Source organism: Sulfuricurvum sp. (genome assembly GCF_028688295.1).
In the GTDB taxonomy this organism is placed as follows: domain Bacteria; phylum Campylobacterota; class Campylobacteria; order Campylobacterales; family Sulfurimonadaceae; genus Sulfuricurvum.
In genome coordinates, this window is sequence record NZ_JAQTYM010000001.1 from 119,533 (window position 1) to 135,182 (window position 15,650).

Consider the following 15,650-nt stretch of genomic DNA (forward strand, 5'->3'; position numbering starts at 1 on the left):
TGGGATGTTGTTGCATCTGGTAAAGTTGGACCACTTGGTTTGACTGCAATTTATACCCAATATGAAAAAGAAAATAATGTTGGTGTAAAAACTGTTGATACAGATTCTCTCCGTATTATCGCTTCTTTGAAATTCTAATTCCCTCTCGGGTTTTAGAACTGTTTTCTATTAGGGCCTTTGCGCCCTAAGCATTCTCCTTATGTTAAGCTTTCCGCCAGAGAATTCGTCACCCTCTGGCACTCTCAACACATACGTAAAATTAATTGATTACCATTTTGATAGTTACTTATTCAAGAGGGGTTTATTACCCTCTTGCGATTTACTTATTTTGAAAATGTTGCTTCTTCTACAATCACAGGATAAAAATAACCGTAACCAAAATCTTTATCAGTTGCTACAGTCCCTTTTGCGATGATATGATCACCTACATTTGCTGATTGGGTTTCTGAAGTAAAGACAATATCATTTGTCTCTGCATCTCCGGTACCGTCTTGGATATGGATCCAGTTCTTCTTCATAATGCCTTCAGAAACTTTGACAACATTACCATGCAGGGTGATCACTTTTCCGTTTAGTTCATTTTTCTTTGCAAAAAGATCGGCTACGCTAAGTTCACCATCTGTATGTTGGATCATCGACTGATTAGCTGTCGGTTGCTGAACCGGTGCTGGAGATTCCACAGCGGCTGTTTCTGGTACCTGATTTGCCTCTTCGATTTTATCACCACATCCGCTTAGGATGAAACATGCACTTAGTCCGATTGTAAGAGTATGACGTCGAATCATTTGTTTTCCTTCTTTTTTGAGTACAGAATAGTAGCATGTATGACTTAAAACTTTTGGTTACACTTTTAATCAAATCAACCTCGAGTTGATAGCGTTTATTGACATTATTTAGTTAATTGTGATAAGATGTACTCATTAAAGAATAGTCAAATTAGATTATAATTTATAATAATTGACAATTCGGAGTCAGCGATGATCAAAAAAGTTTTAATATTTGTTTTTTTAATGGCGGGCTTATCTCTTTTAGAAGCAGTTGATAATTCTAAAGGTGCCACTATTTTTAATGAACGCGGCTGCGTAATGTGCCATGCTAATGATGTCGATATGATCGGACCCTCGATCCGAACAATTGGTATCCGTTATAGTGGAAACGAAAATGCACTTGTCTCTTATCTAAAAGGGCAAGGACAACCGATCATTTATCCAGAACGTGATGCCATGATGCGTCCTCAGCTTATGAAAATAGGAAATCTGTATGAAGAGGAATACCGCTCATTAGCTCGATATATGATTCAAGCGTTTATGCGTGTCGATTTTTAATCCGTTTAGCGGACAGTAGTTTATTTAAAAAAGAAGTGGAGATAGTTTATGCGTAAACGAATGAGAACAACAGCAATAGCTCTTGCGGCAGTGGCTGGGCTAATGTTTGCTGTTTTGGCGAGTGCAGAGAGTGATCCTGCCAAAGGAGCTCCTACTGCAGATGAACGTCCAGTTTTTGAACCGCATTTAAAAAGTGGTAAAACTGTTGTTCATCCCCCGTATGAGATGGCAAAAGCCGATAAAGATTGTTCTTTTTGCCATACTGAAAAAGATGCTAAAAGTGGCGCTTTGAAAATGGATATGCCTGATCTGTGTAATCAATGTCATGAAGGTAAAGATACAAAGAAATACATTCATGGTCCTGTCGGTGCAGGTGCGTGTACCGCGTGCCATGACCCGCATGAGTCAGAGAATGTGAAATTACTCCGTTTTTCAAGCATTAATCAGTTGTGTACATCATGTCATGCGGATAAAGGACATTTTCTTAAATCGACCAAAAATATCCATCCGCCGGTTCAAGATCAGTGTACCAATTGTCATGATCCACACACGGAAAATTTTAAATTTCAGCTAAAAGCCGATGGAAAAAAAGATTTGTGTCTTATGTGTCATGTCGATAAAAAAGAGCATATTGCTACGGTAACTCACAAACATGGTGCAATGGACCGTCCAAAGCAATGTCAAGAGTGTCATGACCCTCATGGAAATGGGGCACCTAAAATGTTGAAAAAAGATACAACTAAAGATCTTTGCTTATCGTGTCACAATGATAAAATGGCAGCAGAGGGAAGTAAGTTGACCAATATGGATAAGCACCTTAAAGATAATCCGGATCATCACGGGCCGATTCTTTGGGGTGACTGTGCCGCATGTCATAATCCGCATGGTTCTGATAACTTAAGAATGTTGAAAAAACCGTTTCCGGAAACATTTTATGCAAAATTTGACGAAAAAAGTTATATTTGTTTCGAGTGTCATGAACCATCAAAAATTCAGAATGAAATGACGACGACAGCAACAAACTTCAGAAATGGTGAAAAAAATATGCACTTTGTTCATGTTAACAAAGATAAAGGGCGCTCTTGTCGTGCCTGTCATGATTTCCACGGAACCAAAGAATATCCGCACCATTTACGGACTAAAACAAGCTTTGGTGCGATTAACTTTCCAATTCGATACATTGAAACACCTGCCGGTGGATCATGCGCACCGGCTTGCCATGCGCGTCGAGGATATGATCGTGAAAAGCCGATTGAGAATCTAAAATAAATGTATCCCCCTTTTTTTAGAGGGGGGTATTTCCCCCTTCTGTTTATCCCTTTTTTCATGATGATTACATCCTTTTCTCTCCACGCGGCATCTCTTGAAATTATCCGTCCTCTGGTTAAAACTGTTATTGAAGAGAGTGAAATTAATGTTGTGGTCAAAGTAACCAATCCGGAAGTGAGCAAAGTGGTGTTTGTGGATGGAATGGGGCGTGAGTTTCACCGAGATATCAAAAAAGAGAAGTTGATCTATTGTCAGTCGATGAAAGCGAAAATGGGGAACAATTCGATTAGTGTCATAGCGTATAAAGGAACGGATGTTAAAGAGAGTAAAACCGTAGAGGTTTATTTTCGCGCGGAGCTTTTCGGAGGAGTTAACGAAGAACCCTCAGGATACCGAAAACACACTTTTCATACGGATAAAGATGAGCAGTTATGTAAAAAATGTCATAACATGATTTCTAATACGGCGAAATACGTGATTCCAGAAAATGCGGAAGATTCTACTTGTTATCAATGCCATAAAAATCTTGTTAATCGTGCAAAGTCCCACGCACCTGCAGTCAACTGGCTTTGTACTGAATGTCACACCGGACAATCGGGAGAATATAATGCAGGAGAGGGTATCTCGAAGTTCTCTGCACCTGATCCGATTATGGAACGCTGCTTCAATTGCCATGAAAATATCAAAGAGGTATGGTTCGCACGAAAATCAGAACACGGTCCGGTACGGGATGGACGCTGTAATCGTTGTCACAATCCGCATTCCTCTAATGAGCTCTTTTTCACCCGTAAACCATTATGGGATTTGTGTACGACCTGTCACTCCGAGAAAGCCAACGGTGCTCATGTCATCAGCAGCTTTATCCGTGATAAATCACATCCTACTCAGGGTAAGCCTGATCCTTCTCGTCCGGGAAGAGAGCTGGTTTGTTCAGGATGTCATGATCCCCATGGGTCTGAGGGGATATTTCTTTTGCGTTCAAAAGGGAAAACCGCCTTTAGTATCTGTTCTCGTTGTCACCAAAAGTAAATTTTAAATAAATTTTACCGTTATCTAATCTTTTTTTTCTCTATTTTGAGAAGAATCTTTTGTATTAAAAGACGTATACTATTTCTTTCATAACTAATTTTCTATTCGCTTGATTTATTTTGTTTATACCTCGACAAAACAAGGCACTCACGCTTCTCGTACATTCTCTGCGTGGTTGCAAATAGAAGTGCTTAGGTGCTAGCAAAGCCATTTTATTCAAATTAACAAGCTATATATTTATATTTATAATATCACATTTTAGTATCATATAACGGTATGTAATATTATTGATAGGTAGTAATGGTATAAACTTAATTAACACTTAAGGGATATAGCATTACAATTGGGTTACAAAAATATTCAGGGAGGTACGCAATGGTAACCTTTGGAAAAGTAATGCGATCTGTTGTATTGTTGGCAGTAATGGGGGTTAGTGCTAATGCTGCACCAGGAATTGTTCTAACGAAACATAATTTGTCGGGGACGAGTACAACGTCGGGCATTAAGTCGTCGGATGGTACGAGTGGGGATGTGTGTGTCTATTGTCATACTCCGCACGGATCGAATACCGGTTTTGCCGGAGCACCGATCTGGAATAAAGCGAATATGGATACAGCTGCCTTTACGCTGTACAATGGAGGAACGACTGTTGCTGGCGGCACAACTATCGATCAGCCGGGTGATGTCTCAAAAGCATGTCTAAGCTGTCACGATGGGGTCAGTGCGATAAACTCTGTTATCAATGCTCCCGGTTCAGGACAGTGGGTTGATATTAGTGGTGGCGCTACGACGGCTGATTTACGGGCATTTCTATACCCAACAGGTCAGTCTAAAGCTGCCGGCACTATTTTAAATATGGCTACGGCAACGACGAACGGTGTTTCAAATATTGGAAAAGATCTTCGTAATGATCACCCGATAGGTGTTATTTATACGCCGGGTACAGCTGGACTGAAAGTAACGACTAGTATGATTGGAACAGTAACCATCGCAAGTGTACTTCGCAGTAATAAAGTAGAGTGTAGCACTTGTCACGATCCTCACGAAACAAATGCGATGTTTCTCCGTACGGCAAATACAAATAGTGCACTTTGTACTAGTTGTCACGACCGATAAAAGCAACCCTTTAGGGGGTCGCTCTTCGGATCGATGATCTATAAAGATATCGCTATATTTTTATAGATGATGGATCGGCAGATGCGGTATAATTAGGAGAAAAGGATCAAGTATCATGCGATTACACTGTCTTTCACAGATTATGGTAGCGATTGTAGCCATAACAGTTATGGGAGGATGTGCGATTGATAAAGTCGAGCCTCGTCACAGTATCATCATTCCCCCGGCGCCCGAAGAGCCTAGGTTGGTTTTTATTGATGCTTATAGGGGAGAATCGACATTTGTCCAAGGTCCAAATGCTTTGGATGTCCTGATAGGTGATACGCAGATTGATGTTGGTAAAAACATTAAGAAACCTTATGGTGTGGGCGGTTTTGGAGGACGGATATATGTTGCTGATACTGGAAGTGCGGCAGTTTTCGTTATTGATCCAAAAAAGAAGAAGGTTTCTCTGATTGGTGATCAGCCCGTAGGGAAGCTCGTGATGCCGGTTGATGTCGCATTTTCAAAAGATGGGACGCTTTATGTTTCCGATACGGTACTTAAGCGGGTTCATTCATACGATCAAAATGGGACCTTTAAATCAGCGTATGGGATGAAAGATGAGTTTTACCGACCAAGCGGAATTTCGGTAAATTCGGATTTGGGGCTTCTCTATGTTGTGGATACTTTAGCGCATAATATCAAGGTTTTTTCTCTGGCAGGTCAGCTAGTTTCAACGATTGGAAAACGGGGAGACGGAGACGGAGAATTTAACTATCCGACAAATATTGCGATTGATAACCGTAATGGGAATGTTATCGTTTGCGATACCCAGAACTTTCGGATACAGATACTGGATAAAGACGGTAAGTTTCTTGGAAAATTTGGCGAGGTTGGGGACAAAGCGGGAATGTTTGCCCGTCCAAAAGGGGTTGGCGTCGACAGTGACGGGCATATTTATGTCGTAGATGCCGCGTTTAATAATGTCCAGGTATTTAATGATAAAGGTGAACTGCTCTTATTCTTTGGTACCCCTGGGACAGGACCGGTGCAGTTTCAACTTCCTGCAGGACTTTCATTTGATGAACATGATCGCCTGATTATTGCCGAAGTGTTTAGTGGACGGGTTCAGGTTTTTCAGTATATCAGTGAAAAATGGAAAAAAGAGAATCCTAATGAATATCAAAAGCTCAAGCAGCAGTAAAGGGTAACGGTGAAAAAAATACTATTATGGATTATGGTATGTCTCTCGCTTTCAGCCGTAGAAGTAAAAACAGTGGTTGCAACAGTGAATGGAAAGGCAATTACTAAAAAAGAGGTAGAGCGGGAATTAAAGGCTTTACTTCCATCAGCCTCTTATCACGGCGGTGTAAATGAAGAGAAAAAAAATAAACTTAAGAAAGATGCGCTTGATAATCTGATTACCAAAGAGCTATTTTATCAAAAAGCACTAGCTGAAAAAATTGATGTTTCTGATCTTGAACTTGTCGAGTATGAGAAGGCGTATATCCAGTCATTCGGGGGTCGGAAAAATTTTGATAAAACTCTGAGAGAAGCAGGTATCTCATTACTGGAGTTTCGCCGAGAAATAGAACGTGAAAAAATGATCCAAAAGCTCTATGAAAAACGGATTCGATACTCAGTTACTGAGAGTGAACTAAAGCGTATGTATGAAGAAAATCGCCAAAAATACCGTGAACCCGAAAAAATTAAAATTGCTCTCATATTCAGAGAGGTTGATCCAAAAGATTCTAAAAGTAAAGCCGAAGCAAAAGCAAAAATTGGTGAAGCGTATTCAAAAATTAAAAGCGGTATCCCTTTCGGTGACGTTGCCTATAAATATTCGACTGCCATGAGTCGTGTCAAAGGTGGAGAAATGGGATATATTCATCGTGGCATACTCCAAAGTGCAGAAGTAGAAAAAAAAGTATTTTTAATGAAAAAAGGGGAAATGAGCAAGATACTCGAATCGAAGGAGGGGTATTTTATCATTCGATTTGATGACAAAAAAGAGGCTCACCAATATTCGTATGATGATGTCAAAGTTAAAATGAAAACCGAGCTTATTGATGAACGCGAGTTGGAGCGTAAAGAAGTTATGCTAGCTGAATTACGCAAAAATGCCGTCATCAAAAATAGCCCATAATAGAGCTGATTAATGGGGAAAAAATCGGGATGGGCCTGCGTAGTTATGATCATTGCTTTACCTGTGTTTGGAGGTCAGAATTTTTACGGTAACATTGAATATGGTTACGCTGAGGATCAATTTTCATCTGATTCCGATTACGATTCGACCCGTTCTTCATTTACCCAAAACTATATGCTTGGATTTCGTGATTACATCTACAGCCCGAAATTACTTAAATACGATTTACAGTACGGAATAGCTATGAATGATCTCAAAACAGATAATGGAGACTATACGACAAGCGCAAATTCTAAAAATAGTACCTATCGTACGGATCTTTCTTTTCTTAACTCTTCTGATTATCCATTTACGCTTTCGGCTGAAAAGACCTCAAGTCCCTATTCAAGTAGTGATTCGATCGCGACGCTGACAACTAATCAGACAAGTGAACGGTACGGGATTAACGGATCGCTGCGAACACGATCGTTCGATCTCTCTTACGCTTTGGACACATCAACAATGGACCGTACTGATCCATATTCGGTCGAAGTACGTGACAATCAGAATTTTCGTCTCAATATCTCCAAACAAGATCCTACTAGTGGATTTCGGGTTTCGCTCTCCGAATTCAACCGTAATTATATTCGCGATGACAAATATAGTGCCATAAGAGATGACTGGAGCGATAGAGGAGAGGAAATACGGGCGGATTACACTTGGCACCCGAATAAAGAGTGGAACATTGGGACAAATGGCTCGTATTATACTAGCTCCTATTCGGATTTATCGACAGTATCAGCCGGTGGAAACGTCCAGTGGCGTCCAAACGATAAATTTATTGCCAGCGGTTTACTATTTGGATCTAAAATGAGTGCAGCTGGGAATGATTACACTAATTTTAACGCAGCTTTTAATTCGATGTACATGATAACTCCCGAACTATCGACGAATCAGAGTGTCAGCTATTTTCAAAGTAACTCTGATAACTATGTCTCTAAGCTCACAATGGTCTCAGCAGGAGGTACTCATACCAAGCAGTTTGAAAATAATCTGATTGTTAGTACGAGTGCAAGTCTTGTGGCTCGGATGCAGCAGTTAACTAATGAACTCAATAGTACAGCTAATTCTGATTTAACCAGTTATGGAACGACAATCGGGACCAATGTCTCGAAACAGTTTGGTTCCTCCAACACACGGGTATTTGCTGCTGCAAACTATTATGTGTTGAGTGGAGCAGATGATACTGTCCGTTTTTCGGGCAATATGGGTATTAGCGATAATTATGGGAAGTTCGGATATTCAGTAAGCGGATTTTACACCAGAGAGGAAACAACGATAAATCTTCCAGATACGGAGGAGACACAGGTGCTAGAGATGGAATCGGTGGGGATGGATTCTAGTGTACGCTATAATTCATCCATCGGCTTTCAAGGTCAATTTAGTAGTAATGCCGGCGTTACCTATTCACGTAACCGATATACTGATCTTGTAACAACGCGTTTATATCCGCATGCCGATATTAGTTTTAACTATCAACTTATGGACTCACTCATGTGGACGTCAGGTGCCAATGTATCGCGTGATATGAGTTATGACTTAACAAATTACGGGATATTTTTGGGGATTAATTACCAGTTGCGAAGTGTAACTATTGTAACAGGAGCTAAGATGTCGGTCAGCAGCGGTGCAGATATACCGGAGATGATCAATAAAAATTTATTTATTCGGGCATCTCGCCCATTTTGAGAAAAGGAGCCATTCGTATGAAAAAAATAGGTATAGCTACAGCGTCACTTCTGGTATGGAGCACATTGACACTACATGCAACAACACCAACTGAGCGAATTGTTTGGCCTGCTCCACCTGATCAGGAACGTTTTGAATACGATCGTAGCGTTGGAAAAGCGGAAGATTTGAAAATTACAAAAAGTTTTTTTGCAAAAATATGGAACTTTCTCCTGGGAGAAGAGGAGAGAGTGTTAAATGCTCCATTTGGTTTGCATGTTGATGCTAACGGGAAAATTTATGTCGTCGATACGGGTGAACAGAGAGTATTCGTTTTTGATCCTATTAATAATAATATGGAAGTTTTTGCCGGTGCCGGAGAGAGATTATTTGCTTCACCGGTCGATGTTGTTACCGATGAAAAAGGGGCTATATACGTGGCTGATTCGGTCCTTAGGCGGGTATTTGTCCTTTCTCAAGAAGGGGAGACCCTCCGTATAATCGGTGAAGACGATACACTGCAACGACCTACGGGAATAACGTATGATTCTACACGTCAACGTCTCTACGTTGTTGACACGCTAGCCGGTGTGGTGCAGAGCTACTCATCAGATGGTGCGTTGATTAAAACAATCGGCAAAGAGGGGGGTGGAGATGGTGAGTTCAACCATCCAACTTACATTGCTGTGGGTAGAGAGGGGAATCTTCTTGTGGTCGATTCAATGAACCATCGTGTTCAGATTCTTGATTGTGAGGGGAATTTTATTCGAAAATTCGGTCAACTTGGGGATCAGATCGGTGATTTCGCTAATCCACGTGGTATTGCGGTGGATAAAGACAATAATATCTATGTCGCTGATACGCTGTTTAATGTAATCGAAATTTTTAATCAGCAGGGAGAACTGCTGATGGTAATCGGCGGATACGGTGAAGGTAAAGGGCAGTTCTCGGCACCAAAAGATATTGCTATTGATTCGCATGGATCGCTTTATATCGCCGATTCTCTTAATATGCGGGTGCAGATCATTAAAAGGCTTCCCGATTCAGTGACTAGGAGTACTCCATGAAATTACCTTCACTATTGCTAATGGTTTCTCTACTGGCGATATCGTGTTCCGCTCCTGCGGGAATTATCTCAACCAAACACAATCTTTCTGTTTCCAATGTAACTGGCACAACTCATTCGTCCAGTGAGCAGGAAATTTGCGTTTTTTGTCATGTTCCGCATGGTTCTGCTACCAATCGTATTCCATTATGGAATCAAAATGCTCCTGCTACGTCGTATGAGATGTATAACAGTGATTATCTCCGCAGAATGAGCTACATCGATAATTTTGAGACCAACCGCCCCAAAAATTTGGGGGTGAATCAGGGGGAACCGGGAATATTGTCGCGGGCGTGTTTGAGCTGTCATGACGGGACGGTTGCAGTTGGAACATTAAGTGTTCTACGTGGACAGCAAAATCAGACGATAGCTGACATGAGCGGTTCTCTTCCAACTGCGGTTAATTTTGGTATTAATCTCAAAAACCACCATCCTGTTGGGTTTATTTATGATACTCGCATTGGAAATGAAAAAGCGTTTGGTGATGGTACAACACGAGGGATGGAGCTTGCACCCATCCCTACTGTTGAGGCTTCAGAGAAGTCACGTCTTTACAAATACGGTTCAGATAAATACGTCGAATGCTCCTCGTGTCATGATCCTCATTCAACCAATAATAAATTTCTCTATTACACACCACCCGTCGGAACATCACATGCTGTTGCAACGAATTCGGTTTGTACAAGCTGCCATGAAAAAACAAACTGGGAATTTCTCGCTGCACACAATCCTGGGATGACAGCAGTCAATTATACGGATCCGGACGTCCATGCGAAATATGGGACATTGGATTACGGATCTCTAGGGTGCATCAACTGTCATACCCCTCATAAAGGGGAGGGCTCACCATACCTGCTTCGTAAAGTTGAAGAACAAACTTGTTTTCAAGGGGCAGCAGGAACGGTCTCTACAGCTCCCTGTCATGGTAGTAATCCGGCAGCGGGAGGGAAAAACATTCAGTCGCTATTGAGTAGGAGTTACAAGCATCCGGTCGCTACAAGCGGAAAACATACGAATCTCGACGTCTTTTTTGGGGCGGCAACGAGTACTCTGAGTGAACCCGGCGTTGATTGGTCGCTTAATAAACATGCGGAATGTACCGATTGTCATAATCCCCATCAGGCACAAAAAGGGAATCATGTTATATCCGCAATTCCAAATTCCTATTATCCAGACATTCCATCCAATGCCGTATCGGGAGCATTGCGCGGAGTGACGGGAGTGGATATTTCGATGCCTAGTAGTTGGCCAAGTAGATGGACTTTGCCGCAGACTGAATTTGTTACTGTGCAAAGTTCGACTAAAGAGTATCAGATTTGTTTTAAATGTCATTCGTATTGGGGGTTAGGGGGGACAGGAAACTATACAAATGATGTAAATGGAATCCGATCACCGGTAACGACTCATCTTCTTAGCGGTGCGGGATATTCAGCTGCAGAGAAGTATGTTACCGATCAGGCATGGGAATTTAATCCTTACAATCGATCTGCCCATCCGGTTGTTATGACAATAAATCAGATGTGGGATTTGTCAAGTAGGAGTACTTCAGTTACAGCTGCTGGTCGTCATGTCGGACCACTTCAGGCAACACGAATGAAGGCACCTTGGAATACAAATGTCGGTAATCAGACGATGTATTGTTCTGATTGTCATGGTGCTGATGATGAAATCGGCACGGATCCAAAAGGACCTCACGGTTCAAATAAATCATATATGTTAAAAGGAGTTGGTAAGTACTGGCCAAAGGCACCAAGCGGTGTTTTATGGAACATAGATGCTGCATTAGCAGTTAGTCCAGATCTATTTTGCCAAAATTGTCATGAAACTCAGGATGTTCCTATCCACCAATTTAAATCAGGTGGAAGACAATTTACGAATGTTGTATGCGTAAATTGTCATGTGGCAGTTCCTCATGGGTCACCTCTATCACGTCTTATGGGGTACAGTAATTTTCCGGAACCGTATAATTATGGGGGAAATTCACTGAAGTTGACACAGTATAAACGTGTTGAAACGGTACCGTATGATCCTCTTACCGAGTTTAAACGAAGCAATGCTTCCTATTATCCTGCTACTGTGAATTGTGGAAGTGGCAGTAATGGAGGATGTCATAAAGCTGCTATTACCGGATATGAGGCAGTCCCTTGATGATATTTATTAATTTGTTTAAAGTGGTTGTGATTACTTTATTTTTTATAGTGAGTACGGTACAAGCCGATGAGTTCGATCACGTTCATCTTAAAGGGTTGGTTCATTTGTACAGTAAAGGGGTTATCGAAGCGTCTAAAAAAGATAATATTGATTATCTAAAACCAATAATAACTGAGAAACGGGGAAAAAAACTATTTATCTGGTTTAAATCGTGGCATGAGAATAACTATTTTATGGATGCCCGTATCAAAAATATTAGATTCAATTCCTTTGATATAAAGGAATCTACGGCTGAAGTTGTAACGGATGAGATATGGGATTACAGATATATTCAGATTGTCACCAAAGAAGTAAGTCAACCGTGGACGAGAGTTTTTTACACGATCCATTACAAGTTTGTCAAAGAGGGTAAAAGTTGGAAAATCGATGATGCTTTGATTTTATCTGAAAAACAAACCCCACTTGAGAAGCTGAGAAAATAGGCTTTTACGTCACTTTTTCGGACAAGTATTATAATTTTTTTCTATTTTAGTTAGTTCATGCGACAGGTTTACTTTATTCGTGGTATAAACCGTTTATTAAAATTTTCAAAAGGGGATTCATGCCGAATCAACTCAAAAAAATCGGGGCATTTCTAGTCTCAATGCCATTTATGGTGGCATTATTACTAACCTTTGGTATTGCAAGCGGTGTTGCTACTTTCATCGAAAATGACTACGGGACGGAAACCTCTTGGGCGTTAGTTTATGGAGCTAAGTGGTTTGAACTTATCCAGATAATGCTGGGAGTTGGGATTGTGGCGAATATCATCCGTTTTCGTATGTTTACTCTCAAAAAACTTCCGACGTTTATTTTTCACTCGGCGTTTTTACTGATTCTCATCGGTTCAGGTGTGACCCGTTATATGGGATATGAAGGGGTAATGCATATTCGTGAGGGAGAGAGTGAAAATCGTATGCTCTCCTCTGAGCCATTTTTACAGATCGATGCGGTACGAGGTTCTCAAAAATACCATGCTGAAAAATCGATTTATGCAGCCGGACTTGGTGAAGGGGATCTAAACGAACAGCTTGATATCGATGGCAAGCCGGTTACGATCCGTTTCAAAGAGTTTATTAAAAATGCGGCTAAAACAGCCATTGAAGATCCTGCCGGTAAGCCGGTTGTAATGTTTGTCATTCCTACCCCTAGCGGTCCGGAGAAGTTTTTCCTCGGGAAGGGTGAATTTGTAGATATCGGTCCATTGGTCGTCTATTTTGATAAAGAGCACGATACGGCACGTCCTTATATTGCTATTACTGAAAAAGAGGGGCATTTTAGCTTTGTCTCAAATCGCGATGTAAGCTGGTTGCGTATGGATGATCAGCAAGCAGGGGGGGCAGCAGCCGGAAATGAAGGCGAATTTGCTGCACGTCATCTTTATACGATTAATGGTGTGCAGATGGCAACCAAATCAGTGCTCTCTCATGGTGTGATAAAAGTTATTCCAGAGGATGAGTATCGTGCATCTATGAAGGTAGACATGAAAATACAAGGGCAAGAACTTTCTGCTCTCGTAGTCGAAGTTGAATATAATGGAGAGAAACGTGAAGTGGCTCTAATGGGTATGGGAAAACGGTTTAAGGGCTTTACGGAGACCTTCCGTATGGGAGATGCTGACATCTCATTGGAGTGGGGAGCCAAACAAATAGAGCTTCCATTTTCTCTTGAACTAAATGATTTTGTGATGGAGAAATACCCAGGATCTATGAGCCCCTCTTCGTATGAGAGTCATGTGACACTCATTGATCCTGCGAATGGGAAAAATGACCCCTTTAGGATTTTTATGAACAACCCACTTGAGCATGGCGGATATAAATTCTTCCAATCTTCATTCGACAAAGATGAGATGGGGACAGTTCTCTCCGTCAACCATGATCCGGGAAAAATTCCAACTTATATCGGGTATGCATTGTTGGCATTGGGGCTATTTTTAAACTTTTTCAATCCTAATGGTCGCTTTGGAAAACTGGCACGTACACGCTATGACCGCTCTGCTGCTTCTGTTGTTATGGGATTAGTGTTGTTTGCCGGGCTTTTTTCTGCTCAGCCTGCACAAGCGTATGCGGAATATCAAAAAGAGCAGGGTATGGATCTCTCCACTGCTATTGATACGGTGAAAAAATTTAATTATGATTATGCAGAAAATTTCGGCACGGTTTTGGTTCAGGATGCGGGTGGCCGGATTAAGCCAATGGATTCTATGGCTAGTGAAATTGTTAATAAACTGGCAGGTCAAAATACCATCATGGGGCTTTCACACAATCAAGTGATTTTGGGTATGGCATCCAAACCAGTCCTTTGGCAAAAGATTGCGATGATCAAAGTCAAGCATCCTAAGATTAAAACGATGCTTGGTATTAATGCTGAAAAGAAATATATTGCTTTTAATGATGTTCTTGATCAAGCGGGTGTGTATAAGATAGGAGATGCTGTTCAGGAGGCAATCCAAAAACGCCCTGCTGAGCGTGATGAGTTTGATAAAGAGTTGATTAAGCTTGATGAGAAACTAAATATTGCTTACAGTGTCTATTCAGGTGAATTTATGCGGATTTTTCCTTTAGATGGAGACAAAGCAAATACATGGCACAGTCCCGGAGAAGCAATTAAATCTTTTCCTACGGAGGATATCCAAAAAATCACACAGATTCTTCAACAAAATTATGTTGGTGTCAACGAAGGGATTGAGAAAGGGAATTGGGGGACTGCCAATGATGCTATTAAAATGATCATCGGTTACCAAAAAGTTAACGGAGCCACGATCTATCCTTCTGAATTCAAGGTAGAGGCGGAGCTACTTTATAATAAACTTTCTATTTTTGAACGGTTGATCCCTGTTTATCTTCTCTCTGGGCTTATTCTTTTGGGACTTATTTTTGCCCGCCTTTTCAAGCCGTCTTTAAATTTGGATAAGGTACAAAAAATTGTCTTATTAATTTTAGTCCTCGGCTTTATTGCCCATACGGCGAATCTCGGATTACGCTGGTATGTTTCAGGCCATGCCCCTTGGAGTGATGGGTATGAGTCGATGATATATATTGCATGGACGATTATTTTAGCAGGGATCATGTTTGCACGCCAATCTGAATTTGCGATTGCATCGACGGGAATACTCTCCGGTATTGCCCTTTTTGTAGCGCACCTTAACTGGCTTGATCCACAAATCACTAATTTGGTACCGGTACTTAAATCATACTGGCTCTCAATTCATGTATCGATCATTACTTCAAGCTATGGCTTTTTAGGACTGAGTGCATTATTGGGACTTATATCACTGGTCTTGTTTATTATGCTTGGTCGAGTTAAAAACGATGAGACAAAGCGTCAAGTCATCATTAGCATTCGTGAGGCTACCCGTATTAGTGAAATGTCGATGATTATCGGTCTCTCTCTTGTGACCGTCGGAAACTTTCTAGGAGGTGTATGGGCGAACGAGTCATGGGGACGCTACTGGGGTTGGGATCCAAAAGAGACATGGGCATTGGTGACGATACTCGTCTATGCGACAGTGGTGCATCTTCGGTTTATCCCTAAACTTAATTCGGTATTTTCATTTACCGTCGCTTCGGTAGTTGCTTACAGTTCGGTTATCATGACCTACTTCGGTGTCAATTATTACCTTTCCGGTCTTCACTCCTATGCGGCGGGTGATCCGGTACCTGTACCGGTATGGGTTTATTATGCTGTTGCTATTGTGATAGTATTGATCATTTTAGCATCAAAAAACCGTCACAAAGTTTCGGGAAGTCTTAAAAATACAAATACAGCAGAGGGTTAATCC

The 15,650-nt window shown here is 41.2% G+C and carries 12 protein-coding genes; 11 read left to right on the forward strand and 1 reads right to left on the reverse strand.

Annotation, left to right across the window (positions count from 1 at the left end; all coding sequences use genetic code 11):
* Positions 1-323: 323 nt before the first annotated feature.
* Positions 324-785 (reverse strand): hypothetical protein, encoded by a 462-nt coding sequence (locus PHR02_RS00705; protein WP_299987510.1) that lies wholly within the window; start codon positions 783-785, stop codon positions 324-326.
* Positions 786-977: 192 nt separating this feature from the next.
* On the opposite strand from PHR02_RS00705, the gene PHR02_RS00710 reads away from it, so the two are divergent.
* From PHR02_RS00710 to ccsA, 11 genes are all read left to right on the forward strand, one after another.
* Positions 978-1,325 (forward strand): c-type cytochrome, encoded by a 348-nt coding sequence (locus PHR02_RS00710; protein WP_299987513.1) that lies wholly within the window; start codon positions 978-980, stop codon positions 1,323-1,325.
* Between the two features lie 48 nt (positions 1,326-1,373).
* Positions 1,374-2,594: a cytochrome c3 family protein gene (locus PHR02_RS00715; protein WP_299987516.1), complete on the forward strand. Its 1,221-nt coding sequence runs from the start codon at positions 1,374-1,376 to the stop codon at positions 2,592-2,594.
* A 57-nt stretch (positions 2,595-2,651) separates the two neighbouring features.
* Positions 2,652-3,623: a cytochrome c3 family protein gene (locus PHR02_RS00720; RefSeq protein WP_299987519.1), complete on the forward strand. Its 972-nt coding sequence runs from the start codon at positions 2,652-2,654 to the stop codon at positions 3,621-3,623.
* A gap of 375 nt (positions 3,624-3,998) precedes the next feature.
* Positions 3,999-4,739 (forward strand): cytochrome c3 family protein, encoded by a 741-nt coding sequence (locus PHR02_RS00725; RefSeq protein WP_299987522.1) that lies wholly within the window; start codon positions 3,999-4,001, stop codon positions 4,737-4,739.
* A 115-nt stretch (positions 4,740-4,854) separates the two neighbouring features.
* Positions 4,855-5,925: a 6-bladed beta-propeller gene (locus tag PHR02_RS00730; RefSeq protein ID WP_299987525.1), complete on the forward strand. Its 1,071-nt coding sequence runs from the start codon at positions 4,855-4,857 to the stop codon at positions 5,923-5,925.
* Between the two features lie 9 nt (positions 5,926-5,934).
* Positions 5,935-6,867: a peptidylprolyl isomerase gene (locus PHR02_RS00735; protein ID WP_299987526.1), complete on the forward strand. Its 933-nt coding sequence runs from the start codon at positions 5,935-5,937 to the stop codon at positions 6,865-6,867.
* Between the two features lie 45 nt (positions 6,868-6,912).
* Positions 6,913-8,595: a hypothetical protein gene (locus PHR02_RS00740; protein ID WP_299987529.1), complete on the forward strand. Its 1,683-nt coding sequence runs from the start codon at positions 6,913-6,915 to the stop codon at positions 8,593-8,595.
* Positions 8,596-8,612: 17 nt separating this feature from the next.
* Positions 8,613-9,641, forward strand: a complete 1,029-nt coding sequence (locus tag PHR02_RS00745) for a 6-bladed beta-propeller (RefSeq protein ID WP_299987532.1) — start codon at positions 8,613-8,615, stop codon at positions 9,639-9,641.
* Positions 9,638-11,827: a cytochrome c3 family protein gene (locus PHR02_RS00750; protein ID WP_299987535.1), complete on the forward strand. Its 2,190-nt coding sequence runs from the start codon at positions 9,638-9,640 to the stop codon at positions 11,825-11,827. The genes PHR02_RS00745 and PHR02_RS00750 overlap by 4 nt, the downstream gene beginning before the upstream one ends.
* A gap of 29 nt (positions 11,828-11,856) precedes the next feature.
* Positions 11,857-12,312: a hypothetical protein gene (locus PHR02_RS00755; protein WP_299987538.1), complete on the forward strand. Its 456-nt coding sequence runs from the start codon at positions 11,857-11,859 to the stop codon at positions 12,310-12,312.
* A gap of 119 nt (positions 12,313-12,431) precedes the next feature.
* Positions 12,432-15,647 carry a cytochrome c biogenesis protein CcsA gene (ccsA, locus tag PHR02_RS00760; RefSeq protein ID WP_299987541.1) on the forward strand — a complete coding sequence of 1,072 codons (3,216 nt, stop codon included), beginning with the start codon at positions 12,432-12,434 and terminating at the stop codon, positions 15,645-15,647.
* The last annotated feature ends 3 nt before the right edge of the window (positions 15,648-15,650 follow it).